Origin of the sequence: Rhizobium sp. AC27/96 (assembly GCF_001692325.1) — a bacterium.
Classification (GTDB): domain Bacteria; phylum Pseudomonadota; class Alphaproteobacteria; order Rhizobiales; family Rhizobiaceae; genus Rhizobium.
In genome coordinates, this window is record NZ_LXKN01000002.1 from 1 (window position 1) to 26,342 (window position 26,342).

General features: G+C 54.6%; 24 protein-coding genes, 1 tRNA gene and 1 pseudogene. 6 read left to right on the forward strand and 20 right to left on the reverse strand.

Features of this window, described 5'->3' with window-relative positions:
- Positions 1-159: 159 nt before the first annotated feature.
- From A6U86_RS06750 to A6U86_RS06760, 3 genes are all read left to right on the forward strand, one after another.
- A complete protein-coding gene (locus A6U86_RS06750; protein WP_083196745.1) occupies positions 160-558 on the forward strand; it encodes a GNAT family N-acetyltransferase in 399 nt (132 codons plus the stop codon).
- Positions 559-753: 195 nt separating this feature from the next.
- Positions 754-1,500 (forward strand): DNA-processing protein DprA, encoded by a 747-nt coding sequence (locus A6U86_RS06755; protein ID WP_083196746.1) that lies wholly within the window; start codon positions 754-756, stop codon positions 1,498-1,500.
- Positions 1,497-2,171 (forward strand): phosphoribosyltransferase, encoded by a 675-nt coding sequence (locus A6U86_RS06760; RefSeq protein ID WP_068388057.1) that lies wholly within the window; start codon positions 1,497-1,499, stop codon positions 2,169-2,171. Before A6U86_RS06755 ends, A6U86_RS06760 begins: the two co-directional genes overlap by 4 nt.
- 5 nt (positions 2,172-2,176) lie before the next feature.
- Here the strand turns inward: A6U86_RS06760 and A6U86_RS06765 are convergent, their stop codons facing one another.
- From A6U86_RS06765 to A6U86_RS06815, 11 genes and pseudogenes are all read right to left on the reverse strand, one after another.
- Positions 2,177-4,312 (reverse strand): TniQ family protein, encoded by a 2,136-nt coding sequence (locus A6U86_RS06765; protein WP_083196747.1) that lies wholly within the window; start codon positions 4,310-4,312, stop codon positions 2,177-2,179.
- On the reverse strand, positions 4,309-5,262 hold the full coding sequence (locus tag A6U86_RS06775) for a TniB family NTP-binding protein (protein WP_068388066.1): 954 nt from the start codon (positions 5,260-5,262) through the stop codon (positions 4,309-4,311). The genes A6U86_RS06765 and A6U86_RS06775 overlap by 4 nt, the downstream gene beginning before the upstream one ends.
- Positions 5,259-7,631 carry a DDE-type integrase/transposase/recombinase gene (locus A6U86_RS06780; RefSeq protein ID WP_068388068.1) on the reverse strand — a complete coding sequence of 791 codons (2,373 nt, stop codon included), beginning with the start codon at positions 7,629-7,631 and terminating at the stop codon, positions 5,259-5,261. Before A6U86_RS06780 ends, A6U86_RS06775 begins: the two co-directional genes overlap by 4 nt.
- A 1-nt stretch (position 7,632) precedes the next feature.
- Positions 7,633-8,391 carry a hypothetical protein gene (locus A6U86_RS35410; protein ID WP_158008735.1) on the reverse strand — a complete coding sequence of 253 codons (759 nt, stop codon included), beginning with the start codon at positions 8,389-8,391 and terminating at the stop codon, positions 7,633-7,635.
- 578 nt (positions 8,392-8,969) lie between these two features.
- On the reverse strand, positions 8,970-10,889 hold the full coding sequence (locus A6U86_RS06790) for an AAA family ATPase (RefSeq protein ID WP_083196749.1): 1,920 nt from the start codon (positions 10,887-10,889) through the stop codon (positions 8,970-8,972).
- A 47-nt stretch (positions 10,890-10,936) separates the two neighbouring features.
- Positions 10,937-11,533 carry a hypothetical protein gene (locus A6U86_RS34625; RefSeq protein ID WP_343287063.1) on the reverse strand — a complete coding sequence of 199 codons (597 nt, stop codon included), beginning with the start codon at positions 11,531-11,533 and terminating at the stop codon, positions 10,937-10,939.
- 158 nt (positions 11,534-11,691) lie between these two features.
- Positions 11,692-11,988 (reverse strand): annotated as a pseudogene (locus A6U86_RS35810) (hypothetical protein); the annotation flags it as partial.
- Between the two features lie 48 nt (positions 11,989-12,036).
- Positions 12,037-13,797: a DUF2326 domain-containing protein gene (locus A6U86_RS06800; RefSeq protein WP_068388079.1), complete on the reverse strand. Its 1,761-nt coding sequence runs from the start codon at positions 13,795-13,797 to the stop codon at positions 12,037-12,039.
- A complete protein-coding gene (locus A6U86_RS06805) occupies positions 13,794-14,045 on the reverse strand; it encodes an ABC-three component system middle component 6 (RefSeq protein ID WP_068388083.1) in 252 nt (83 codons plus the stop codon). Before A6U86_RS06805 ends, A6U86_RS06800 begins: the two co-directional genes overlap by 4 nt.
- Positions 14,032-14,982: an ABC-three component system protein gene (locus A6U86_RS06810; RefSeq protein ID WP_141683649.1), complete on the reverse strand. Its 951-nt coding sequence runs from the start codon at positions 14,980-14,982 to the stop codon at positions 14,032-14,034. The genes A6U86_RS06805 and A6U86_RS06810 overlap by 14 nt, the downstream gene beginning before the upstream one ends.
- A 106-nt stretch (positions 14,983-15,088) precedes the next feature.
- Complete coding sequence (locus A6U86_RS06815; RefSeq protein WP_068388091.1) at positions 15,089-15,838, reverse strand: metallophosphoesterase; 750 nt, start codon at positions 15,836-15,838, stop codon at positions 15,089-15,091.
- Positions 15,839-15,906: 68 nt separating this feature from the next.
- On the opposite strand from A6U86_RS06815, the gene A6U86_RS06820 reads away from it, so the two are divergent.
- Positions 15,907-16,791: a hypothetical protein gene (locus tag A6U86_RS06820; protein WP_141683650.1), complete on the forward strand. Its 885-nt coding sequence runs from the start codon at positions 15,907-15,909 to the stop codon at positions 16,789-16,791.
- A 54-nt stretch (positions 16,792-16,845) separates the two neighbouring features.
- On the opposite strand, the gene herA is transcribed toward A6U86_RS06820, so the two are convergent.
- From herA to A6U86_RS06835, 3 genes are all read right to left on the reverse strand, one after another.
- Entirely contained in the window at positions 16,846-18,585 is a 1,740-nt protein-coding gene (herA, locus tag A6U86_RS06825) for an anti-phage-associated helicase HerA (protein ID WP_068388097.1), read from the reverse strand.
- Positions 18,586-18,592: 7 nt separating this feature from the next.
- Positions 18,593-19,846, reverse strand: a complete 1,254-nt coding sequence (locus A6U86_RS06830; RefSeq protein ID WP_068388099.1) for a DUF4297 family anti-phage-associated protein — start codon at positions 19,844-19,846, stop codon at positions 18,593-18,595.
- A gap of 384 nt (positions 19,847-20,230) precedes the next feature.
- A tRNA-Ile gene (locus tag A6U86_RS06835) sits at positions 20,231-20,306 on the reverse strand.
- Between the two features lie 162 nt (positions 20,307-20,468).
- Between A6U86_RS06835 and A6U86_RS06840 the strand changes: the two genes are divergently transcribed.
- A complete protein-coding gene (locus A6U86_RS06840) occupies positions 20,469-21,212 on the forward strand; it encodes an SIMPL domain-containing protein (RefSeq protein WP_068388102.1) in 744 nt (247 codons plus the stop codon).
- 125 nt (positions 21,213-21,337) lie between these two features.
- Here the strand turns inward: A6U86_RS06840 and A6U86_RS06845 are convergent, their stop codons facing one another.
- The 4 genes from A6U86_RS06845 to A6U86_RS06860 all read right to left on the reverse strand — a co-directional run bounded on the left by A6U86_RS06845 (position 21,338) and on the right by A6U86_RS06860 (position 23,263).
- Positions 21,338-21,679 carry a hypothetical protein gene (locus tag A6U86_RS06845; RefSeq protein ID WP_068388105.1) on the reverse strand — a complete coding sequence of 114 codons (342 nt, stop codon included), beginning with the start codon at positions 21,677-21,679 and terminating at the stop codon, positions 21,338-21,340.
- A gap of 253 nt (positions 21,680-21,932) precedes the next feature.
- A complete protein-coding gene (locus A6U86_RS06850; protein WP_068388108.1) occupies positions 21,933-22,238 on the reverse strand; it encodes a hypothetical protein in 306 nt (101 codons plus the stop codon).
- A gap of 170 nt (positions 22,239-22,408) precedes the next feature.
- Positions 22,409-22,837 (reverse strand): secondary thiamine-phosphate synthase enzyme YjbQ, encoded by a 429-nt coding sequence (locus A6U86_RS06855; RefSeq protein ID WP_068388112.1) that lies wholly within the window; start codon positions 22,835-22,837, stop codon positions 22,409-22,411.
- A gap of 72 nt (positions 22,838-22,909) precedes the next feature.
- The gene (locus A6U86_RS06860) at positions 22,910-23,263 is read right to left on the reverse strand and encodes a DUF1428 domain-containing protein (RefSeq protein WP_068388115.1); all 354 of its coding nucleotides are present in this window, start codon (positions 23,261-23,263) and stop codon (positions 22,910-22,912) included.
- A 119-nt stretch (positions 23,264-23,382) separates the two neighbouring features.
- Here A6U86_RS06860 and A6U86_RS06865 point away from each other — a divergent pair, with 119 nt between their 5' ends.
- A complete protein-coding gene (locus A6U86_RS06865; protein ID WP_068388118.1) occupies positions 23,383-23,775 on the forward strand; it encodes a GNAT family N-acetyltransferase in 393 nt (130 codons plus the stop codon).
- Positions 23,776-23,799: 24 nt separating this feature from the next.
- Here the strand turns inward: A6U86_RS06865 and A6U86_RS06870 are convergent, their stop codons facing one another.
- On the reverse strand, positions 23,800-24,723 hold the full coding sequence (locus A6U86_RS06870) for a LysR substrate-binding domain-containing protein (RefSeq protein WP_068388120.1): 924 nt from the start codon (positions 24,721-24,723) through the stop codon (positions 23,800-23,802).
- 295 nt (positions 24,724-25,018) lie between these two features.
- Positions 25,019-26,248, reverse strand: a complete 1,230-nt coding sequence (locus tag A6U86_RS06880) for an MFS transporter (protein WP_068388616.1) — start codon at positions 26,246-26,248, stop codon at positions 25,019-25,021.
- Between the last annotated feature and the right edge of the window lie 94 nt (positions 26,249-26,342).

Genomic DNA, 26,342 nt, shown 5'->3' on the forward strand with positions numbered 1-26,342 from the left:
GCACTTCTATCTTAGGTATGTGACTGGTCATAATGGGCACATTACTCCTAACACTTAACAAGTGGGAGATCGTGTCCGGAGATTTAGGGGGCCACTACAATTCGCGCCATAACGACCGCCGCTTTCGCAGGTGCCGAGCACAGCTCAGGCACCGAGGCAATGATCATCGATGCCCTGCGAACTGCCGGAGCGCTGACCCTCTCGCTCGTCGCTGTCGAAGGCGACGAGATCGTCGGACATGTTGCATTCTCGCCTGTCAGTATCGAATCAGGGACAGCGGGATGGTTCGGCCTCGGGCCGGTCTCGGTGCTACCTGATCGACAAGGAAGCGGCATCGGCAAAGCCTTGATCGAGGCCGGGCTCGCCAAGCTCAAGGAAGACGGCGCCCACGGCTGCGTCGTCCTCGGCGACCCCCACTACTACGCCCGCTTCGGCTTCAGGAATGACCCGGCTCTTCGCTATGCCGACGTGCCAGCGGAGTATTTTCAGCACATTACATTCAAGGGACCAACACCAGGTGGAGAGGTTCGATATCACCAAGCATTTGAGGTGAGTTAAATGAGGCTCGCATCATACCTCTGAACAAGCTGACTTTGAAAAGACAGCGTTCTTCTCGCCCCTCGCACCGTTCGATTGAACAGATCGCACAGTACCTCTGAGCAAAACGGGCAGCATCGCATCATATCTCTGAGCACGAGGCTCGTCAAAACGGCGACCTCGCGAATCGCGGTAAATCCTTGTAAGGTTGCGCTCATGAAGGCAGATGCCGCAACAAAGTCGAATGCAAGTCGATTAGGCTCGCGTTATGTGAAGCCTGAGCACTTCCGGACGTCTACTCTCCAGGAAATTCTTCATCGCTTTGGTCGTAGCGCGAACGACGTCGGACAATCTGACCTTCTTCGTAGTTATGGCGAACGGGATACCTTCCTTCACTACTCAGGCGATCTAAAGTTGTTGGCCAAACCCACCGTCTCGATAGTGGGAACGCGACAGATCAGCGAAAAAGGAGTGCTTCGCGCGACCAAGCTGGCGCGGCAGCTGGGAGAAGCTGACGTATTGGTAATGAGCGGGTTGGCAAAAGGCGTCGACACAATTGCTCACACCTCGGCGATGGCGGCGAAGGGACATACTGCAGCGGTTATCGGCACGCCACTGGATCGTGTCTATCCTGCCGAGAACGCGGAATTGCAGATGGAAATCTATACCCGCCATTTGTTGATTTCCCCGTTCAACATAGGTGAGCAGGTTTTCAAATCGAATTTCCCTGCACGGAATAAGATCATGGCCGTTCTTAGTGACGCGACGGTGATCGTCGAAGCATCCGATACGTCGGGAACTCTTCACCAAGCAGCCGAGTGTCAAAAAAATAATAGGTGGCTTTTCATTATGCGGTCTGTGGTCGAAGACGAAACACTGACTTGGCCTGCAAAATTTCTAAAACATCCAAAGACGCGGATGCTCACCGACACATCAGAACTGCTGGAAGCGATCCGCCGATGACTGACATCGCTGTAACTTGCTTGATCCCTTACAATGCGGAGCACAAGGAGAACCGCCCGCAAATCGAGTGGGAGGCAATACATATGAAGCGTGTCGTTAAAGCTGAGCCGCTCAACGGCAGCTTTAATTTTTGGATTAATGGCGTTTACACGAAGATAAACAACCACAACGTTGGCCTCTTCCAAAGCGAAATCAATAAATTATTTGCTGCAAAAATTCTTGCCGATCATCCTTATCCGGTTGCTGTAGTTCCCATTCCAAATGGCGATGGCGTTCTTGGTCAGAACAATGTTTTCCGAACTTTCCGCATAGCAACCACTATCGTCAACCGAATGGGCAACGGTAGTATTTGCCTGGACTTACTGCGATGGAATGTTGCGCAGGGAAAATCTCATCTTAAGCAACGGGCTCGGCGGGTTGATGACCATTTGGCTGCGTTACGCATCAATGGCACCACCAATTTGCCCGTCGTGATTTTTGATGATTTCCTTACGACAGGGTCACAAATGGCTGCAGCAAAACTCAAGTTAGAAGATGCTGGCTACAATGTGGTTGGCTGTTATACGGTGTTCGAAAGGCTTGATGCGGGAGCCGCCGTGAACCCGCCTGGTTGGAAAATTGCTACCCGCAGCGTTATGCAGATAGCGGATTTCTTCGCCGATCTCGGTTAGTCATCTCACACGAGGCTTGCGATTGTCACCAGCGCTTCCTCCAACTTTTCCAGGGACTGTGGGTTCGAAATTGCGATCTCGAAACTAAGCCCATTGGCAAGACGTCTTCCTTCGAACGCCAGAATGCCTGTGTCCTCGTTAAAGACCACCATAAAGGTCAACGTCCGTTTTGCATTAGAAATCGCCTGACCGTCGAGCGAAAGTGTCGAGGGGAGATAGAGAAACGGTGGCCGTTCAGAAGTCATCGCACGCGCCTTGTCCCAAAAGTTTTGGAACGAGCGCGTGGTGATCCGTGTCGGGTCACGCCGGAATCTCAACACTTTGCGGAGATCGCTGTAGCGGTAGATCACGTTTACAGAATGCCCCTTCGACTTCGGGTGTGGCGACAGCAAAGCCCTGATATTGTTGTCAGTCATGGTTTGTTTCAGGTCATCCAGACTTCCCTCAATATATGTCAGGAACTCTCTGGCGTTGCGGTGGTCTCTTCCAAAGACAACCACTTCAGCTCGATCCAGCCAGCGGGCACCATTCTGCTCTTGCAGGCTCAGATGCTTTTCTTGGACAAGTGCCCAAAGCGTCTGCCGAGTAATATTCAACTCAATTTCAGCTTCTGCTAACGACATCTGGTTGGGCAATCGCTTGATCGTCTTTGAAGGGGTCCTTGATGATGGCGGAAGCGAAGGATCGGCCTCGGCCGTAACAATGCGAATAGCCCGGAAGCCAGCTCGGGAACGGTCTCCCGCGACAATCTTCAATCGTCCACGAAGAATGTCCGCAGCTCCATCGCCGCGCTCGATTTTCATTCCCTTTGCAAACGCGAAAAGCCCAAGGGATGTACAATTGCTGTCGACCGTCAGCAATTCAATCAAACGGTCGAGAACAACCTGGATATCTGATTGCAAGAAGCGTGCGCCGCTCGGTCCCTCAATTGAGACATTTCGAAACTCCCTGAGATATCCTGCGTCAACCAGGTGCTGAATATCCTGAGAAACAAGTCCAAGGCTCGCGGCGGCCTCTACGCGCGTGGCCATACGGCGGCAATGAAATTCGATAGTATCAGCCTCGCTCGGATCGAACTTCACAGGGGCACGGTACCACTCTCGTTCAGGGAGGAGACCAATCGCGTCTGCAACAGCGGAAATGCCTTTTCTGCTTATCCCAATGCGTTGTGCCAACGCTGTAAGGCCAATCTCGTCATCCAAGAAATCGTCATTCGTCAATGGATCACAAACGCCGCGTGCTTCCAGAGCAAGTGCTTTTCGGAATGCCTTCTTCAGGAGGTTGGAAAGCTCGGGGTCGGAAAGCGCTTGCCGTCTTTTGTTTGCCTGGCCAAACACGATGGTGTAGCCGCGTCTTACGATCTCCTTGGGCACATTGATGCGAATCCAGGCTCTCAAAGCCTCTACCAATGCGACCGCGCTCCCCCCGATTGCTCGGAATCCAGCTTCGCCAAACATCTCCGGGTTGCCAGGAAGATTATCGGTCCACGGAAGCGACAAGAGCGTCCCAAGCATTTGACATACAGAGATCGCGGCGCTGAGATCGCATCGATCTAACAGCGGTGCCGGAACATACGGGCCAAAACCGAGGCGACCGACGATGTATCCCGAAAACGACCGGTCATCGCCCGTCCTACCAATAGGCGAATGAAGCACATCACCTCCCGGTGAAACGCTCATCTCTGGCCACCACCAACGCACGGCTTCTGCGTTTTTGTCATGCTCTACGAGATCGACTCCATGAAATGGGCAAGTTTGGATGGCCGTAATATCCCACCAGGTTCGGTGATGACCACTCTCATGCAGGCATCCTGGGCACCAGCGTCGCGATGAAAACGAAAGGTCCGAATGATTCAGCCTTTGACCGGCAAGCCATACACCGTCACCGCGACGTTGCGGCGTCGCATTAAGAAGGCGAGCTTTTCGCCCTTCAGCAAGCGGAAGCTTCAGGAGAACGTCCAGCAGGGTTTCTGGATTGGTGTGTCTCGTATTGACGTCGATACCATCGGCGTAGCGGGTTACGCTTGAATGGCCTTCTGCGGCGACCAAGCGGGCGAAGTAGCCGTGAGCGGGCTCGTCAAGAGCATTCTCCACATTCCAGCGGCTAAACGGGGCGGTGCGAATATCGAACTGGACGGTCATTCGGTCGCGCCTTCACCGAAAGGAATATAGGTTTTTCCGGTCGGCATGCGTTCTTTCGCTGCCTGGTGAAGATGCTCCGGCATGACGCAGGCAGTCCCGTCGTTGATCGCGCGATAGGCAGCCGCAATCACGATGTTCATCACCATCCCGACAGAGCCGTCCGAGACTTCAACCAGATCGGCGACATAGCGCTTTGACGACAAATTGGAGAGCGTGCGAAATGGAAGTCGCTCGTCAACTCCATGAAGGAAAATCCGGAATTTCGTTCGCCCTTCGACGGTCTTAGGATCGAACCCTTCCACGTTGAAGGTCGGGAAGCCACCGCGACCGATCATCTGCATATCGTTTTCCATCGACTGTTTTACAATCGACGGCCCAGCCAGCAGGACATTACATGCGTTGACGTTGTCGAGCAGGTATTTGATGAGCGAGATGAACACGGTCCGCCGCCGTCCCGCTGCTCCAAGCAGACAATGCGCGTCGTCAATGATAATAAGCTTGACGCCGCATTCAATGATGCGACGGGCCGCCTTGGTGTTAAGTGTCGAAGTCGAAATGCGCGGAGTGGTAGGGATACCTGTTGCCAAATAAATCTGGCGTCCAAGCTCAAGCGAGTCCCAGTCAGCACGCGCCTGGAGGTAGATGACCTGATGCTCAAAGCCGGTGTCGGTTTGTTTAGGCTGAAACTGTCTTGCAAAGTTCTGCAGGATGAATGTTTTACCGGAACGGAACTGCCCGATCACGCCCGCCATCCAACCGGTGTCGGGCTGTCCCCCCTTCACCGGCCGATGGAAGCTCTGAATCTGCTCAGAGACGGTCAAGAACTGTTCATAAGGAAAAAGCACGTTCTTCACCATCTCCTGACGCTCGCCGGGCGAAAGAAGCGAAGCCTCCAGACGCTTTGCGTCGGAGAGGAAAGGCGTCATGTGGAAATTTGGGAAAATCATCATTCTGCTTGATCCTTGTTGTTGAGGAGGCTGGCGATGTCGTCGACATCATCTGAGAGGTCGAGGTTATAGCTGCGGCTCTCCTCAGGAACGGACTGCTCGGGAGTTGCGGGCTTCGGCTGTTTGGACTTGGCGGGAACCTTGGACGGATGCCCGGAAGCCGGGGGTACCGATGGGCTCAGTTCAACCATGTCGGAACTGGAGCCATCCGGCTCAATGGAACTCGTGGCGTACGATTGGATTGGTGAAAAGAACGACGGCTCCGGAACCGCCAAAGCGTTTTTCACCAATTCCATGTGAGCAGCGCCGCCTGGATCATTGTGATCCACCTCAACCACCCGGCTACGAACGAATTTATTGGTTGCACGGGCATGAAATCGGCCGAGCGCCTGTCGCGTTCTCTTGGTGGTGCGGATATTATTGATTTCGGCAAGCCGAGCAGAAAACGAGTCGTAGACTCCCTGGAAGTCCCGCTCGTCCAGGCCCAACTCCCTTTGATACTTCATCATCATCGTATGCTGGTAAAGTCGCAAGCCCTTCGCGTACCAGAGGTCGATTGACTGGACCGGGACCGTAACAACCCGGTTGTTGAAATGATCGAAGAGATAGATGCACTGGAGATCGCCAGGGTCACGCCATGCCTTGTACTTCGTCGTTGCCACGCCCGACACAGCGGTGCGGTTTCGAGCGTCAGCCTGCACAACGACAAGATCGGGATGGGTGTAGATGAGGTTGTCCCAGCGCACGCATCCGTTTTGGATGGTGACGAAGGCAGTATTGCCTAACGCGCGGGTGAGGATGTCCGCATCAAGCGGCCGACGCGCCTTGGCCTTGCGGATACCTTCGTCCCAAAGCTTGTTTGGCACCCCACTGAGGGTGCGGAGCATTCCAAGACCGCTATGAGCAGTGACATGGTATTCACCACAGATATATTCGGTAAGAAAGCGATCAAGTTCGCTGAGCTTGATCTTTGGAACGTCGTCATTTTTCTCCAAGAATTTCTCGCGCTCGACGACAGTTGCCATCATTGCTCCAGGCAAATTGTGGACGACATCCAAATTCAACGTGTGGAACAGGCGCTCTACGGCACCCTTCTCCCAAGGGTGTCCGGGACGGTATTCGACAAGCTGGATGCCGAGTTGTGAAAGCGTAAAACGCGCATGGTCGTTAATGAACGCCATGTCGTTGTCGACACCCAAGCGCAGAAACGTCCCGTACTGTTTCCATTCAAGACCTGGGAAATCAGACATATCTTTCGGCATGATCGCCATTTTAAGCGCTTCGAGGAACGCTTCGAATGTCGCGCCCTTGAAGCTGATAGCCTTGCCGAGGATCGAGCCAGTCTTCCGATCACGGAATGCAATCAGGTGCGGACGTCCAAAGATGATCGGACGTTCGTCATCGATTACGATGACGTCGATGGGCGTGAAGTCGACATCGACAACATCAAGGGGGTGGTCCGGCAAGGCTTGGCGAACCTTAATGTCCAAATGTTTTTTGGCATACGCGATGCCATGACGCCAAATCGTACGTTGGACGTGATCGACGCTGCCGAAACGCTTTTGGATCGTGCGGTTCTTCGGTCGGACGAAGTGCCCTTCGGCATCGTGAGTAAACTCGCGAAGATACTGGTTTTCCGGCTTTTTGAGTTCTTCTACGAGGAAATCCTTGACGTTCTTCCAATCGCCGGTTTTCAGATTCCAGCTTTTCTCGACCGCTTTGGTGAGTAACTCCTCGATCTGGCCGCAAAACCGGTCGGTGCGGTTCCCAGCACTCTTTGTTGGGACCAGGGCGCTCACCGGGTCAAAACTGCCATTGCAATACTGATCGATTTTCAGCTTGATCGTATTGTAGCACGGAGGCTTCGCATCGCCGGTCGACACTGCATGCTTCGCGATAGCTTGTTCAATAAGGCCACGGCGAAGGGGCTTGTTTGCATCTGATGCTGCGCAAAGGCATGCCTCGACGTACCCAAGATACCGCTTGGCTTTCGCAAGGTCCTCATCGGAAACCTTAAAAACGGCACCGGGAGAATTGTCATTCAGACGCTTGCCGTTGGCAGGGCGGAGACGCCGATGTTTTTCCAGGAACACCAGCTGCGACGTGCTGAAGTGGGCCGCGCTATTGCTGGCGATATTCACCATTGTCACAAGCGCCCCAAAACGATCATCGAGCGACCATGACTGGACCGCGTAATGACCGACCCTGGATCGGTCCGCCGAATAAATCTGCCAGCGTTCGCCAACGTTCATTACAAGCGACTGTTGGTTCGCCGAGTTTTCTGGGCGCGGAAGATCAAGCTCATCAGCTGTCATAATGAGTTGCATGGCTTCCGGGTTGATAAAAGCAGTTGGATTTTCACGAAGCGACATCTCAGGCCTCCTGATCAAGCGAGCTGAAGAGGAGCGTGTCGTCATTGAACGGCCGCGAAAGATCGATGCGCAGTTCACCCATCGTGGCCATCTGCATGATCGCCGTGAAGACCCGGTCAACATCATCAAGGTCACGGGCATAGAGCACAGACTGCCCGGAGAGATCGGCAACTTCAAAACGTAAGCTACGCAGCACCGCCTCTTTGCGAACGGCGGCGATGGTGGTCGGCATATCCAATTGCGCCACGACGCGCCGCACGACCATCAAAGCCTCGTGATCTTTGACGCGACGGTGCTGGTACATGATCTTGAGGTTGGCGAACCGAGGCTGAATATGAAGCGTACGTTCGTCGTGGACGACGTAGTCCGCGCCGAGTTCGTTTCGTGCCGCCTCTTCCAGGCGCAGTGTGCGTTCCTTGATCCAGGGGCGCTCTTGCTGGATCGCATATGGAATGTAGTCGATATAGACGCGATGACCGGATCGCATTTCCACGCCCAAATGGAAGGTGCGTTCGCGAAATTTGAACATCTCGCTAGTCTGGCTCGATGCATATTCGATCCGGATCGGGTACGGGCAAATACGCGACACTGCCGGATTGACCTCCAGGTGGATCATTCCATCCAGCATGAGAGGCGATTTGGTACGCACAAAGCCGCCTGCGACCTTGAGGCTCGGCGCAATGCCAGGCAAGCTCGCCTGCATCTGTCGACGTGGCGGTTCAAAGACCGGAACGCTACCAGGTTCAAATCCAGTCTTCATTTCTTTTCCCCTTTGTTACCGCCGGGGACAACACCGTGGCCGTTAAGCGCTTGAAGGGAAGTGAGGGTGCTCAATGGCACCCCATGTCGAATGACGGCGTTCGCCGAAATCTTCGTACTACCTTGAAAGGAAATCGCTGCCGGATACATCACGACACACTCCATCGGCGGCTGCGGCCAGCGGCCGAGCTTCGAGCAACACTGAAACGATGTGAGATTCAGTTCGCTATGCGCGGTAGGAGAAATTCAGGAGCGCTAGGGAGCGAGCGCTGAGGCTTGGGCAAGCAGCAGCGCGGCTGGAGGTGATTGCAATTTCCTTTAGTCACGTTCATTCGGCACCTAAACCAATAAGGGTTTCTGGGTGACGTTCGGCCTGTCGTGGCCGAGAGGAGACTCAGCGCACGGACAGGCTAAACGCCCATAGGTCCTTCAATTGAGATAGCGCTGCATTCACGAACTTATTCTCCAAAACGAACGTGCTTGCAGCGTATTTCATGCAGCATTGAGGAGTCACGAGAAACCTATCTTCATGGGTAATTCCTTACGAATATCAAAGAGTATTTTTGAGCAATTTCCTTGTCATGACGCTAACGCTGTTCCAGTGGATGAGATGAAATTTCCTCTTATTTTGAGAAATCGTTCAGCGGATACGTTCCCTGTTTCCTGCAATTCCTTCGCTAAGGTTTCGAGAAACGGTCGATGTTCCGAGAGTATGGCCAAGGCTCGGTCAAACTGCTCGCGAAGGAGTTGTTCAATCCGCTGGGCGTATTGATGGTGAAGAACAGCAGAGCTTCCATGGGCCTCCGCTTCAACGAACCGAAAGCCCTGTCCCATGCCAAGGTTACCTTCAACAAGGAACGCTAACCTGGTCGCCTGCCGAAGATCATTGTCGCTGCCAACGCCTGCGCCATCACCATGGCGTCCGAATAAGACATGTTCCGCAGCGATCCCGGCAAGGGTCGTGCAAATCTCATCCAAGTACGACTGTCGATCTCGGAAAGATAAGACCCTGTACCTGAAGGTGGCAGCTCCAGCTTGATGCTCACGAATGCGTGGGTTTACCTGCCGCGCCACAACGACGCTGACGAGTTCACCATGACCAGTTCGGTCGGCAACGATGGCGTGGCCCGCCTCATGTGCGGATACGGTTCGACGATAAAAGCCATCGACCGGGATGAGGTCCGGCAAATTATCTTTGAGATCGTCGACCGTGACGTCTCTTTGCATCCTGCGGGCAGATCGCCGCGCATGTCGCGCCAAGTGTTCGATGTCTGCCCCGGACATGCCTTCCATTTCAGGTCCAAGCGCCGCAAGGACTTCAAATGGGAGCGTTCCGGCGAGATGATGTCCAAGGATCGCAACTCGATCTTTCTCATCAGGCATTCCAATGATGACATGCTTGTCGAGGCGACCGGCCCGCCTTAAGGCAGGGTCGATCCGGTCCGGATTGTTCGTTGCCGCAATGACAACGACACCCTCTCTTCCCGAAATGCCATCGATGCATTCGAGCAAGGCATTCACGACCTGGGTGCTGTAAGACGCATGGTCTCGCGGGAACGATTCCCGATCACCGATGCTGTCGAGTTCATCCAAGAAAATGATAGATGGCGCTTTTCGGCGAGCATCGTCAAAGTCCGATCTCATCGCCTTAAGGAGATCGCCAAGGTGTCCTCGCGCTTGCCATTGACCGACAGACGAGGCAACGAGGTGAGTGCCGCAGGTTGCTGCAAGCGACCGGGCAAACTGGGTTTTCCCAGTACCCGGCGGGCCGCTCAATAAGAGACCCTTATCAACATCGCTCCAGTCGAGTTTCCCGTCACGCCACTGCGCAAGGTCATCAGCAAGTTGAAGACCCCATTCCTTGGCCTCTCCGTATCCGTGCATGTCGTGGAGATGCGGAACCGCTTTTTTCTCAAGCGACGACTTTTTTCCAGCCGTGTCGTTCACAGCTCTCTTTAAGCGGTCAAGAGACTCCGCCATCGGTCGCCCGATCCGCAAGGCACTCCAAAGCAAAGGATCAGGATAGGAAAGCGCTTCGGCCGCCTGGGCTTCTGATGCTTTTGTTTTAAGGACAAATCGACAGGCAGCCTGAAGGTCTTTGACCGTAATCGGCGGAATGTCGACCACGGCATCTGCTGCTAAAGCGATCACGGTCGGAATGACATCCTTTGATTCAGCGATGACGATTGCACGGCGTTTGTCGCGGCATTCGCTTTCGAATTCGTCGACGGATTTCGCTTCCCGATCTTTCGACACAATGCACATGAAGCCCAAGTCGCGGCCGAGATAATCGACCTCGCTTCCGTGGAGTGCCGTTGTGACCGGTCTGACATAGTCAGATGGCGGCTTTCCGGATGGCGTAACAAGAACGAGAATACCGGGTCCACCGGCAGCAAACGCAGGAACCGTTCGAACAGCGCGTGTGATGCAGCAATGTAATGCGAAACCGTAAGCAGAGCCGGGTTTTTGCCGCTTTGTTGAATTTTCAAATTTTGACATAGGAAACCTACCTGCAGCCGTGCTGCGAAACCAATAGAACGAGCGGCTCAGTCGCGCTTACGACGAACCTGTGTCTCAGGGCCGATGAGGATTTCGTCTAGGTCCATCGTGATAAAGCGATGGAGAACGAGACTCGCGAGCCCGGCTATTGGCTTGGTTTCCTGGAACGCGTTGAGGCATTCGGCAACACTAAGGCTGCCATGTTCATCAAGGGCAGCAAGAAGTCGAATGCGGTCAGCGAGCGCGGCTTCAAACCTGGCGTATCGAAGAAGGTCTTTGGCGTTCTTCAATCGCACCTTTGGAAGTGATGACCTTGAAACGGTTTCGTAGTGATACCCGGCCGTTTCAGCGCTGCGCTCCACCCATTCAGGAGGACTGCCATCAGTGGTCGTGTCAACGAGGAACGTGATATCGGCCCGCTCTACGACAAAATCAGGCCGGTATTCCTCTATTCCATTTGAGAGACAGATCGACATGCACGACCACGAAACAATATCGTCGTCGGTGTCGAGAATGCATGCCAAATCTCTGGAAAGCTGGTTCCGGAAGACTGATGGACCGGAGCATCGGATTGTGCCAAGCGGATAGAAAGTTTGTGCCGAAACAATCGGCGACCCTGTCGGGGATGAAGTAGAGACGCTCATCATGAACACTCGCAACAGAACAACACTATACGGTTCCGCCTAAGCGGAACGGCTCATAGGGTTATTCGTAGCGATGGTTGAGCGTGTTGGGTCATGGCGTGAACAAATACGGAACAAAATTCCATCTGTCAAGCGGATTTAGTTCCCGAACACCGGCCTCATGCGCAACATGACGATTTAGCAGAAGACCCGCAACAGTTTGTTGCCGCTACTGCCTGCTCGACCAGCCAACGATCACGCGGCTTGCAGCTGGCAGGCCGCGCCGATAGTCGCACCAGCAAAGCTCCGTCCACGTTCACAGGGCGCTCAGCACAATAAAGTTGCATGGGTCTCACGCCATCACTGGCCTCGAACGTCAATTTGGCGGTTCCGTCGAGATTTACGTGCTCCGAAACCTTGCGAACGATGGCGGAGAATTTTCGGGCGGTCATGTGAGTTTGCTCGTCTTCTTCAATAATAGTCTTGTCGTAATCCGTTAGGTGACAAAATCACACTGTTACTTGTCACTCAAACCTGAAGCCGAACAAGCCGCCTGTGGCAGTGTCATCCAGCACCACTGGAAGAACATGGCTTTGTGCATCAAAGCCTCCTGTAAACGGCAACTCTCTGAAAAGGTCGCTGTTCATGGTGACGATGTATTGACCCGCCACCTCGTGGGCCAACGCACCGCCAATTTCCAGCGCTTTCGCAACCTGGCGAGTATCAACACCATCAAAGAGATGACTGTCATGTATCAAGAAATGCGGACCGCCGAAGCTTTTGGACACAAGCTTGAACAGCGCATAATCCATCGCAAATATTTCCATACTCGCGATCCCGCCGCTGCGGCTCCCGTCAATATGAACTATAAAGCGTGGTCCGGTTTCGGTGCTCTCGATACGTAGCGACATGTTTCGGTTCGCTGCATAAAGAGCCTTCAGAGCCTCATTGACGGCGAGCGTTGCGTCGCGCACTGCCTTCTCACGAGCAGCCAAGTCAGCGTCCAGCCTCTGCTTAAGATTGATACGTTCTTTGCGATGTTCGCTTTTGTTGCTTTCCGCCTTTTGCAAAGCCTCCTTCTGCGTGGCGAGATTGGCAACCTGCTGGTTCACGTCAGCAAGCCTTCGCTGCATGTCGACCAGTTCCCCGAAAGCGCCTTTGCCTTTCAGGCTTTGATAAATCTCGCTTTGACGGGTTGTGTGAGCGCGTCTTTCCAGGTCGATTTCCCGAAGTCGCTGTTGGTTGCGTTCAAGCTCCTGAGAAAGATGAAACTTCCGGTTTGTTACAACGGATTCATGGAAGGCGGCTACGCTCTCAAAACCGATCCGAACACTGTCAGGCAATTGAAATCCGACGGCGTCATATAGCCGCTCGACATCGCTTAAGGTCGACCGCTTCTCATTTTCGATACTGGCTTCTATGTGTTTTATGGCAGTGGCATACTGCACCTCTTCGCGAGTCAGGCGCTCGGCCTGCAGGCGAGAATCGGTCGCCTCCTTCATGAGGTCGTGATAGTGCTCTTCAACCTGGAAATCAGCAATCTGTTGGGATAACCGCGCAGCACGCTGCTGCGCCAGAACGTGTTCAGCGGTGGCAGACGCAAGCGTGGTCAATGATGGATTGGCGCGGATCGCATTTTTAGCATCAGCGTCAATTTCTTTCTTTGCCTGCTTTGCCTCTTCGAATGCGCGAACGATGGTCCAGTCCAAACCCATCATGTACGATAGCGCCGTCTGAGCTTGGGCATCAGGAGCTTTCTCATAAGCCTTTGCAGGATGGAGGAAGCCGCCGTTGCCGCGCCGCCGAATGAAGTATGGCAAGAGCATGCGAAAGGTTGGGCCACCCTCTTCGAAGACGGTGTTTTCGCGGTGGAGCGGGAGCCGGAACATCACATGACCAAGCCACGCATTCCAATTTCTGAGAGACACGTACGGCTCGATCAGGTCGCCTTCCTGGACTAGAGGGGTGCCGGGCTGACCATCGAACTGAACGTAAACTCGGTCAGGCATGCTCACATGCCTGGTGACCTTCGTCCTGGTTCCTTCGATGAAAAACTCTCCCCAGAACGAAGTCTTGGCCAAGTCCTTGGCGACAAACGGCGTACCTTGGGTGATATCGCCGCCCAACAGAAAGCTAACGATCTCGATGATGCTTGATTTCCCAGCACTATTTCGAGTCTCTTTCTCCGTCGAGATTTCACTCTTATCGGCCAGAAGAATATTAAGGCCTTCGTGAAAATTGATGGTCCTGAATGATGGAAGCGAACTACCGATGGCAATGATCATGACTTAACCGCCCGGCGGATTTGCAGAAGCCCATCGCTCATTTCGATCATTTGTACGGCATAGAGAAAAGTAAGAGCCAAGGTGAACCAATCAAAACCGAGAATTTGCCCTCGCGTTCTGCGATCTGCGCTCACACGTTCCCAAACCTCGCTGACTGAGCGTGGGGTCTCGTTAATCACCGTCAGCACCTCGCCACCGACAGTTATGAGGGCGCGGTCAGCGGGCAAGAATTTGCTAGGCAGGATCATTGACGACTTCCGGGAACTTTGCCTTCTCTTTATCTTCGAAGATTACGCAGGATTCAAACATGCTCGCCATTACCGCGAGGGCTGCTTCGTATCGGCCGTTGTGCTCTAAAACGAACCCCGCCAACTGCTCATGTAAAGTTTCCAGAACAGTCTTTGGCGATAAACTCTGCTGTTTAAGGAGCTTGTATTGTTCGTGGAAATAAGGCGGAGCCAGTTCAGCCGCCTTCTCGGTAGGATAGTGGGCGATCACATACTCTACTGTGGGCGCGTGTTTCAGCCAGGTAACAAGGTTCTCTCTCCAAATCGGCGGGATTTTGTTGTGGTCCAGCTTATCGAGCGGCACTGGCTTGATCGGCAGAACCGCGAGCTTCTCTTCAATCCCTGAGGAGTAAATTTCTTCAATGACGCCGTCGAGGATTTCAGAAATTAGTTTTGGAAGCTCATCGACATGCGCGGCATTTAACGTCCTGATACCGATAAGTTCTTCAAGGTTATCCGCCGACTGTTGCGGCAACATTTCGCGGAAGTTGTTGAAGCCGAAGAAGCCGACCTTGATACCGTGCTTTTTTCCTTCGATCTCCAGTTCGAACAGCTCTTTCACAAGCGGGGCAGGAACCTCAATCAAATTGTGAGTGAAACGCCACTCTTTAAGATTTTTGTAATTCAGGCGAGCAGTCTCGAAATCTGCTTTCATCTTATCGATGACGTTATAGATATTGTTGACCACCCCATTTTCCGCACCATAGCACTGATATAGCGTGTCGCTGCTTCGCAGATATCCGTCCATGCCGCCGTCGCCCAGCGAGCCGTGCGGCTTAACTGGGATGTAGTCATCCGGATACAAACAGCCCATAAACTCTGCAAAGAACTTCTGGAAACTTGTTGAGTTGCTTTTCCTCAAACGCAGTTCAAGCAACTGCCGCCATTCACGCGCCACTGTCATCCCTCCAGACGTCCCACGCAGATTCTCTTAAAAGTATCAATGCAGGTTGCAAGGAAAGCAAGATAAACGACCGGTTAAACAACCGGCAGGCGGTGTATTGCTATCTCAAAGGAGACGTGCGTTCGACGATTACCTCGACACCATTCAGCCTTGTGATGAGAAAGGTCAGCGCATTCCCGGCATCTAATTTGCACGCCGTCAGCCGGTTCGTCGCGTAAGCTCCGGTATCCAGTGCTATCCGGTTCGGGTAGACCTCTGGCAATCCCGAATGCGTTACTGAATGCCCGTGCACGATAACTTTCTCAAAAGAGCCCGAGTGCGAGAGAAAGTCGTCACGAATGAGCCGCGTATCGGTTGAGGATTGGGAATCGAGAGCGATTCCGGGTCGAATCCCGGCGTGGACGAGACAATAATCACCCACCAAAACCTGACAGACGGCGTCTTTTAACAGGGTATGATGATGCTGATAGTAATTGCAGACAAAATCAGCGAACTGGCCGACGGACGGACGGGTGCCTGGCAGATACGACTCGGTCGTTGCCCGGCCACCGTTTCCGTCAAGCCAGTTTACCGCGTCGCTATCTGTCAGGAGGCCTTCTAGCGCCAATAAAAGATACTCGTCGTGATTTCCAAGGATAAGTTGCGATCCTGGAAATCTGTCGAAGGCCTCATCAACGAGTTCGAGAGCCTCTTTGCTATCCGGCCCTCTGTCGATGATGTCACCAAGGAAAACGACCTGCGCGGGGCAATCTCCAGCGTCAGCTTCGATAGCGTCCAGCAGCGGACGGAGCAAATCTGCTCGACCGTGAACGTCACCTATTGCGTAAACTTGCCCCTCAAGCCTTTCCACGCACCCGCCCGCTTTTCCTTTGCAAAATCAGATGCAAAAATCGTTATCGTGAATTCCGGAAACGATCAATGCGCCACCCACATCCCTCTCGCACGATCATGTTTGATACCTTGTTTGAGAACCGGGTACATGCGCTTGCGAACAATCACAGAGAAACTCTGCTGAATTCTGATCTTCGCAACACGGACAAGCAGCAGGAAATCATAAAAAACTGGGCCTCTTCAAAAGAATTCGCAGGCATGCGCGACGATGAACGCCTTGAGCGGTTTGAAACTCTCGTAGGACTTCAGCCTTTGGCCACTGACGTCATGGTCCATGGTGATCGCCTGTTCGATATCTCAAATCTAGTAAAGCAATTTCAATCTGCCAGCCTGGCCGGATTGACGTTCCAGAACGAACGCTTACCGTATGAAACAATCTTCATTTCCTTTGGGGAACAGAAAAACCTGACGGTCGATTCGGCTGAAGGGATATTTTTCGAAGGAGCGTATGTTCACGAAGTAAGTGAACACGGAGAGGTCGTCTTCGACGTGATCCTGGTCTGCAACGATCCAAAGTTCGTTGACGAAGACGAGAATGCCGGAGACCTCTTAAAAGGCCTGACACGCTTCTATCACATCAAAATCCCGCTTGGGAAACCGTTGCTTGAGGCGACAAACACCTTTTCGTATGGGCTCGATCCGTCTGTTTTGGGAGACCGGTCAGCAGCGACTGCTGGGACGCGCTTGGTAGCTCACACGATACTGTATCTCTCGCAGCCGAACATTGAGGCAACGCTCGGGCACGACGCCAATGCGCCCAAAAAGATGGCGCAGAGATCGATGCTGGGAGAGTATGGCGTCCAGCTAGATTTGGATTGGCGGGGCTATCCAAGCATTACGTACCTGGGACGCCAGCCCAAGAGCACTTTCGAGTTAAATGTCGCGCCACGCCTACCGGTTTACGGTATGTAGCGCCAGGCGAATCGGCAGGATTGTCGCTTATCTAAGCAACATCGAGATATGGTATTAGCCACGCCAGCTCTCGGCACGTCTCTTGAAGTCGATCTTCTTCCACTCGTCTTTCCAAAGCGTAAGATACTTGACGTCGCTCGATGCTGGTTCAGGGTCGCATTTCTCGACGTAGACAACGCAGGGCATAATAACGGCGTCCCCAATCAAAAGGGCCTCACCCTGTTCAAGCGCTGGCATCCCTTCTGTCAAATTGCCGAGCGTGTCAGGCAAAAGCCGCCGTACATAACTTTGGTCATCTGGATTGGTCAGGCGCATCGCCAGGAAGTTGCTGCATTGAGAGAAGATTGTCTCAGAGATTTCCGACGGCCGCTGGCTGGAGATAAGCAAGCTGATACCGTACTTGCGGCCCTCCTTAGCGATCCGTTCGATGGCTGCCAATGACGCCTTATAGCGAGCAAGGCCGCTCTTGGGGGCATATTTGTGGGCCTCTTCGTAGACCATAAGAAACGGTTGCTCGGTCGCCTTGTCCGCGCGGCGGGCATAATAGCAGAAATCGAACATCAATCTGGAGATTAATGAGACAGTGATGCTAAGCAATTCGAATGGTATGCCGCTCAAGTCGATGATGGTTATGTTCGCTTCAGCACCTGCTTTGTAGCCAGTGAATTGCTCCAACACTTGCTCCAAGGTCGCAGCTTTTGCCTTTGCGCCGAAGATGAAATCGAGCCGTGAATTGGATATCTTTGACCTTATGCGCCGCTCGAATTTGTCGATGCTGCCATCGGCATATGGCCCTTTATTTATCTTGCTGCGTTCCGGTAAAGCGAACTCATGCAACGCTTTGCAGTAGTGCTCAAGCTGACCTTCGACGTCATCGAATGTTTTCGCAGTGCCGTCCTTGAATTTGATATGTAGAGAATTGTCAGCATCTTTCGTTTCGCGCGTAAGATTGCGGAAAGCGTTCGCAACATTCTGTATGTCGTATCGCAGTGGACTGTCGAAATTCACCTTCTCGACATTTGGATTGGCGATCTTCTTTGCGATGGTCACGATAGATCGCAGCAGGGATTCTTGATTGTAATTATTGTTGTCGCCCGATTCCAAAAACATGTCTTCCATCTCGTCCTCGTTCAGCAGCCAGTAAGGCAGAACGAGATCGTCAACGGTAATGACGTTGGCCTTTGGGAAAGCGGATGCATATTCAGAGTGTAGGTCGAATATCAGAATATGAGAGTTGTTCAGGCCCTGGTACTCGCCTGTTTTCGCCGCTATGGCACGCTGAAGGACTGACGACACGCTTGATGACTTCCCGGAACCCGAAGCCCCGACCACGGCGACATGTTTGTTAAAAAATCGGTCTCCGTGAACAGGGACCTTGATGTCACGTTGCCTCGTCAGCGAGGAAAAGCAAAAGCGATCCTTTTCCTCAAACGCCTCCGCATAAATTGCCGCAATCTCTTCTTTAGTGGCAGGCACGACCTTTTTCGGCGGGATCGCCAGCTCGTCACCACCTCGATTAAATTTACCGTCTTTGAGCGTTCCGAGCGGATATGCATCGATCATGTACACGCGTTTGGAATCCGGCACGCCGTCAACGGTGACCGATTTCATTTCGATGGAAAAGCTCTCGATAATGCAGATCAGCGATACATTGTCGTTGTCTGAAACCTTGAGGAACGAGCCAACACGCAAAGATTCCCCGGCCGCTTGGAAATTGATTAGGTCATCAACCGCCACGCGCACCTTATTTGGATATACGGCAACGACTTCAGCGTTCGCTATCTCTTCGGTCATGTTTACCTCATACAATTCTTCTGATTATGGAAATGTCGTTGATTGGGATCGAGAACATCCGGCTTTTTGCACCTGGCAATTTGACTACCAGCGGTCTCTCTAAGAAAAAGTCGTAGAAATGGCATAGTTTCCGACCGACACCGTCGAGTGCTTCAAGCAGTTGATCAGTGTCGTCCGCGAATCGTATAGCTATCAACCGTTCTCTTGTTTGGGCTGTGTGGATGTGTTCAGCTCTGAACGGTGACCCCTGGTAAGGAAAGCCATCAACAAAATCGGTTCCGGTGTCGAACAGTTCGTTCTTAACATCTGAAATCAATTGTGCGGTCGCGTCGCGCAAAACGATGAAGGGTGCATATCGGTCGGCATTTGGAGTGGTTTTGCTTTTGGCAGAACTCCATTTCCGAGCGATCTCGCGTAGCTGGTCGCAAATTGCGCCGCTGTCAGCTTTACCAACATCAAGAACGAACGCTCTGACAACCCCTGCGCTATTGTTCGCAGCGAAATAGAGGCGTCGCATATGCTTGCCATATTCGGCGGCGTCCTTCTCGCGTAAAAGCCATCGACTGTGAATTGCCTGTGTACCGGCCAAGTGCCCCTGCAGCGCCCGCAGACAAGTCGTCCGTTCCCGGTGATCGGCTTTGGTTGCCATCGTGGCAATGAAATCAAACGCACGCGGGTAGTGAAATCCTTCAGCTTCCAGGATGGAAATTCCCTGAGCCTTCTTGACGGCCGCTATCACATCGACACGATGTTCGGAATATTCCTTCGACAATATGATCCGAAACGCCTTGCAGAACTCCTCTATGAGTTCATCGGCCATGGTAGCTGGATCAATAAGCGACTTCTTGTGGAGCCGCTTAACGCCTTGGGCATCTGGAAGGAATTCACCGACTTCCATCACCTCTTTAAAGCGGTCGACCGTCAGCTCATCCGTTGAGATTTTAACGTCGGCGTAAAACCCGTAGAGAACGTACTTTCGGTTCCTTCGCGCGTCGGGCTTCAATTTCGCGAAATGCTGAAAGAGCTTAAACAAAGGTTCGCGAAGAACGCTGTTCGTTAGTTCCTTGCCTGCGTAGTATTTGACCTGGCTGTAGGTGATCTCATCGCCCGAATAACGGTCGAAGTCCTCGATTCCTTCGATAACGATCTGATCATCAAGGCCTGCGTTGAGAATTTCCAGCAGAGCGGCATCCAACTGGTAAAGATATCCGCGTATGGATGCGGTGGCCTCTCTTTGCTTATCAACGTCGACGTCTGCCACTCAGATTCCCCCGAATCAATCCCCGGTTGGAATAATAGGATATAGATCGCACGAAGGGCGAGCGCCGATACTTGCGCCATAGGAATTACGACGGAAAATCAGGACCCCGAAATGCATTTCGAAAGCTGATTGGTGCTAAGATTTCGAATTCTAATTTAAAAGGACCGGCCGCAGCAACGTTTGTCCCTCATTCTGCGAGGCAGAGACGTAGGAATTACGGATAAATTAAATTACTCTGCCTCCCGCAGCAGAAGTTTGGCGACACTCAAATGCAGCGAATGCGAGCAAATCGGAGTAATATGCCAATACCTCGCAACCAATGAGGGCGCTTTGCTCAATTTGGCGTGCAAACGCTCACACGTATGATGCGAGCAACATTAAAAATGGTGGGCCCGGAGGGACTCGAACCCCCAACCAAGCGGTTATGAGCCGCCGGCTCTAACCATTGAGCTACAGGCCCGGCACGAGAAAGGATCCCCGCGCGCGACTCCGGAGCAATGGTTCTCCGAAAGCCGAGATGGCTCTAGCCCAATTTCTCTTTTCCGACAAGGGACTGCCGTAATACCTTCACAATCAATCCGCAAAAGCGAATCCTGAGGGACCATCAACCAAGGAACGAACTATGCCACTGACCAAAACCAGAGATTTTGTCCTTGCCGCTCTTGTCAGCGCCACTTTTTTCGTACCTGCGGCCGCAGCCTTTGCCGAGGACGCCAAGCCGCGCGAGGCCGTCATCACGGTCACCGGCGAAGGACATGCCGCCATCGCGCCGGATATGGCCGTGGTGACGCTTGCGGTCGTCCAGCAGGCAAAGACGGCGCAGGATGCGCTTGATCAGAACAACAAGGCCATGGGCGCCGTTCTGGCAACGCTGAAGGACAGCGGCATCGCCGAGCGCGACCTGCAGACCTCGGGCTTCTCCATTCAGCCGCAATACACCTATCCGAATGACAAGGATGGCCATACCCAGCCGCCGGTTCTCAACGGCTATCAGGTCTCCAACGGCCTGACCGTTCGCGTGCGCGACCTCTCGAAGCTCGGCGGCTTGCTTGACCAGGCCATCAAGCTCGGCGTCAACCAGGGCGGCGATATCCAGTTCACCAATGACAAGCCGGATGCCGTGCTCGAAGACGCCCGCAAGAAGGCCGTCGCCGATGCCGCCGCCAAGGCGAAAACCTTGACGGATGCCGCCGGCGTCAAGCTCGGCCGCGTCATCGCGATCCATGAAGGCGGCATTGCCGCTCCGCCGCAGCCCTACATGCGCGCCATGTCTGCCGCAGCGCCGATGGACAAGGCCGTTCCCGTCGCAACCGGCGAGAATGAATATAACGCCTCGGTCAGCATCACCTACGCGATCCAGCCGTAATCAAAAGCAAAACCGCCCTTCGCTCAGATTCATCCGAATCGAGCAAAGGGCGGTTCCGCGGCCCCCGCCAAAAGGCGAAAAGATCAAACAGGCAAGAACGGGCGCGACAGGCGCCCGTTGTTCTATCAGCGGCCGAGCAGCGGGCAACCGCGCACATTCGCAAACATCATCGTATCCGGGCCGCGACGACCGAAGCCATCGACGATGACGCGGCGCGGCGTCACATCCACGACACGAGCGCGGCGCAAGCCATAGCTGCGGGCGACATCCAGGGCCTCACGCGCATCGCAGCCGCGGCGACGGTCGAAGCGTGGCGGCGGGTTGTTATAATCCGGCGGTGGCGGCCGATGGCGGCCGGGACCGACATAAATATCCACGCCCTGCGCGGAAGCAAAATCCGCCGTTCCCGACAACGCAGTAACTGCGATGGCAGTGGCGACCCCCAACTTTGCCAGCAAGTGTCTCATTGTGTCCTCCATGGAGCAAAAAAGCCTTTCCTTCGCTCCTGCAATACTTGCCGAGCGAGTGCCGAGAGATAACGTGAGACGCTGAAACGAGCAGAATCGACGGTACCTCTACTCGTCAGGTACAATGAACGCTAAAATGACACCAGATGCGCCACGATAGCACAATGTTAAAAAATAAAGCCGCCTCGTGAGCGGAGGCGGCTTCGGAACTATCGAATATATGTGGAAAACGTCAGCGCTCTTGCAGCCGGCATCAACGGCGGATCAGCGGGCAACCCCGCGCATTGGCGAAAACGACGCGATCCGGACCACGGCGGCCAAAACCTTCGACAACGACGCGGCGCGGCGTGATGTTATCGATGCGGGCGCGACGCAGGCCCATGTCGCGTGCCTTCTGAACAGCCAGAACCGGCGAGCACGAACGGCCGCGATAGTGATCATAGCGCGCCTGCTGGATGCCGGGGTGAAAATCATTGGCAGATGCGGTGGCGGCCGTTGCGGAGATACCGCCGAGCGCGATCAGAGCGGCAATACCGACCTTGGTGAAAAGATTGGTCATGGGTGTTTCTCCTTCAAATCCTTGCTGCGGATTGTTGCAATCCCGGGATCCGGCTCGACGCCTTTGGGATTGAGTGCAGGTTACGTCGGCCAAGCTGAACCGAACGCGAACTCGCCATTCAGATTGTATTCATGAGGGTTAACAATCGGTTGACGCGAGGATTTCAGAAATCAGACTGAGAGATGCAGGACAATTTCACGCCGGTGAGGCCGGTCACGATGCTCGAAAAGATAGATGCCCTGCCATGTGCCGAGCGCCAAGCGGCCATTCATGACGGGAATGCCGATCGAGACTTGCGTCAGGGCCGCCTTGATGTGCGCCGGCATGTCGTCCGGCCCCTCCATCGTATGCACGACCCAGCGCATTGACGGGTCCGAGGAGGGCGGCACCAGCCGCCGGAAGAAGGTATCGAGGTCCGTCTTCACATCCGGGTCGGCATTTTCCTGAATGAGCAGCGAGCAGGATGTGTGCCGCACGAAGACGGTCAAAAGCCCCTCGCCGCCGCCAGCCGTTGCATCACGGACGAAAGCCGCGGCCTGATCGGTGAACTCGTAAAGTCCCTGCGCACGAGTGGCGAGCGTGATGACGGTTTGCGGCATGGCTTCTTCCGACAATAGTGTTTGTAATCGGCATCAGGTCTGCCGCAACACTCGCAATGTCAAGTCCGGCGGCTATGTCTCGAGGAAGATCTCGAAGCCGCCATAGATCAAGCGTTTGCCATCGAAGGGCATATTCTGCATATCGTCTTGTAGGCGTGGATCGGCCATGACCTTTTTCAGCACCTCGTCGCGGCTCTGCCGGGATTCGTAGGTGATCCAGGAAAAGACGACCACTTCATCCTCGGTTGCCAGCACTGCGCGAGGGAAGGATGTCAGTTCTCCATAGGGCACATCGTCGCCGATGGCCTCCACATAGCTGAGAGCACCATGTTCCCTCCAAACCTCCCCGGCCCTGCGCGCCTGCGCCTTGTATGCCTCGATCTTGTCTTTCGGCACGGCAAGGATAAAACCATCCACATAGGACATTTGAGCCTCCTCTGTTCTACACTCACGTCAGAATGACGATCGAACACATCACTATCCGACATGGGACGCTCACTTTTTTCAACGATTGCCCAACAGACGGATCCGCCCGAGTGATTCAAATGCAAATAGAGTACAGGGACGATCCAAATCCTGGAAATAAAGCCCTTGGCGCTCTCTGGACGAGTGCATGGAATGATCCCTCCATGCGCGATTTCTCGCCTATCCTCGCAAGAAGCCTCGCCCATGTCGGCGCATTTGCAGGCCCGAGGCTAATCGGTTTTGTCAATGTCGCCTGGGATGGCGGCATCCACGCCTTCATTCTCGATACCTGTGTCGACCCGGAATTCCGAGGTCAAGGTATCGCGACCGGCCTAGTCGAGCGAGCAACGATCCTCGCCCGCCAGCGTGGCGCGGAGTGGCTGCATGTCGATTTCGAACCGCATCTCACCGGCTTCTATCGAAAGCTCGGTTTCACCCCCACCGAAGCAGGCCTGATAAGATTGCGTGATTGAGACCGGAGTGCGTTACCCAACGCCTCACCCGGGCGAACGAGCTTGCGACAATAACCAATTGCGAAACAATGCTGCCGAAGGGTTCTCCAGCGCATTGGGCGGATAGAGCAGGTTGTAGCTGACTGGTGCCGGCTGAACCTCGACAAAACAACGCACCAATTTTCCCTCGGCAATATCCCGCGCAACCAATGAGCTGCGCACAAGGGCGAAGCCGCGCCCTTCCCGGCACGCCTCAAGCATGTCGGCAAAGGATTGGAACAGCTCGCTGTTCTCCACAGCCCGGATGATATCGAAATGCGCGCCTGCCTCGCCGATCCCGCCGGTGATCTGCCCGTGCCAACGCTGCCAATCCAGTATCGTGTGGCTCATGCCGGCATAGCGCAGCAGCGGCGCCGCCCTTATGGCGTTGCGCGGGGGTAAACGTTCGGAAAGAGCCGTCGAGCTGACGACGAACTCCTCGTCCGCCAGCAATACCTCCTCAACAAGGCCTGCGTCGGCATGGCCAAGCCAGATCGCCAGATCAATCCCACCGGGCCGGAAATCCGGACGCTGGTAGCCGACGGCCATCTTCAATTCGATCTCCGGATGTCGCTGACAGAAATCCGGCAGCCGCGATGCCAGCCATTGGCTCGAAAACTCCGGCGAGACGGAAACGGCAACGCTACGAACAGAAATACTCGCCCGCGCCTGATAGAGCGCCGTCTCCAGCTCGGAGATGGTCCCGGCAATTGCCGGATGCAGCCGCGCGCCGAGTGGCGTCGGCCTTGCACCGTTTCGGCCACGATCGAACAGGCGCCCGCCAATCCATCCTTCCAGCTGCGCGAGCTGATGGCTGACGGCGGTCTGGGTTTGCCCGATCCGCTCCGCGGCGCGGCCAAAACCGCCGGTTTCGACAATGGCACAAAATGTCTGCAACACCGGCAGGGGTGGAAGCGGCCTCTTACCCATGAAAACCCTGCATGTTCGATTGCGAGAAGCTTCATTATACATCACAAATTTTCGAGCGCATCCATTCATCTCAAGAAATCATAAGGCTCCGATAGATGAAAAATCTTCATGGAAATGATTGGGCGCGATGGATTGCCCGGTGGCTGGATCAAGCAATCCGCGAACATAACAGCGAAAGGCTGCCCCAGCTGAAATCGAAAGGCAGGCCCAATACGCTCGATGCGGCGAACGACCATTTACTGAGGGATATCGGGCTCGGCGACAGCCAGGCAAGCTGCAGGGATTGTCGCTTGGGCTAGCCCTTGAGCGTCTTGACCCTGGTGAGATCCGGGAAGAGCCGCATCCACAGCAGCACCACAACTATGGTGCCGACACCGCCGACAATGCCGGTCAACACCGGTCCGAGAGCGCTGGCCAGCATGCCGGACTCGAATTCGCCGAGCTGATTGGACGTGCCGATGAAGAGTGAGTTCACGGCGTTGACGCGGCCACGCATCGCATCCGGCGTCAAAAGCTGCACGAGCGAGCTGCGCACCACGACGCTGACCGTATCCGAAGCGCCGACAACGAACAGTGCGGCGACGGAGAGGAGGATGTTACTCGACAGCGCGAACACGACGGTGGCCACGCCGAAAATCAGCACGGCAAACAGCATCTTCTTGCCGACATCGGTCTGCAAGGGCCGCCGGGCCAGCCAGATCGACATCACCAAGGCACCGATCGCCGGAGACGCACGCAACAGGCCAAGACCCCAGGGGCCGGCATGCAGAATGTCGCGGGCGAATATCGGCAGGAGCGCGGTTGCACCGCCCAGCAGGACAGCAAACAGATCGAGCGAGATCGTCCCCAGCATTACGGGCCTGCTCTTGATGAAGGAAACGCCGGCAAAGACGGAGCTCAGCGTGACCGGCTCCCGCGACGATGGTTGCTCCCGCTCGACACGGATCGAAATGACGTTGCTGCTCGCGATGACATACAGCATTGCCGAGACAGCGAACGGCGCCACCGGATTGAGGCCATAGAGCAGGCCGCCAAGCGACGGGCCGATGATGAAGGCCGTCTGCATCATCGACGTCGAGGTCGCGATCGCGACCTGGAGCAGCGAGGGCGGGACGATATTCGGCAGGAGCGCCGCCATTGTGGGGCGCTCGAAAGCGGTAGCCGCACCCATGACGGCGACGGCAGCCAGAATGCCCGCGGGACCGATCCAGTGCTGCCAGACGGCAACGGCCAGCACCAGTGCCGTCAGAGCCTCGACCAGTTGGCACGCAAGGCCGATGCGCCTCCGGTCGAACCGGTCGGCGACATGGCCGACGACAAAGGTCAGGATGACCATGGGCAGGAACTGGCAGAGGCCGACCAGGCCGAGATAGAAGGCGCTATGAGTCTGATCATAGATCATCCAGCCCATGGCGACGGTCACCGACTGAAAGCCTATCGAGGAGAAAACGCGCGACGCCACAAATGAACGGTAGCCGGGGTGACCGAGCACGCCCGGCCGGTCTAGGTTCTGCAGGGTATCCATGGGCCTTCTTCGTCTTCCGGCGCCGATGCGCGGAGACATGCGCTCTCAATCGTCAAAATCTCTGTAGCCCCTGCTCTGCCTGAACGCGCCGCTT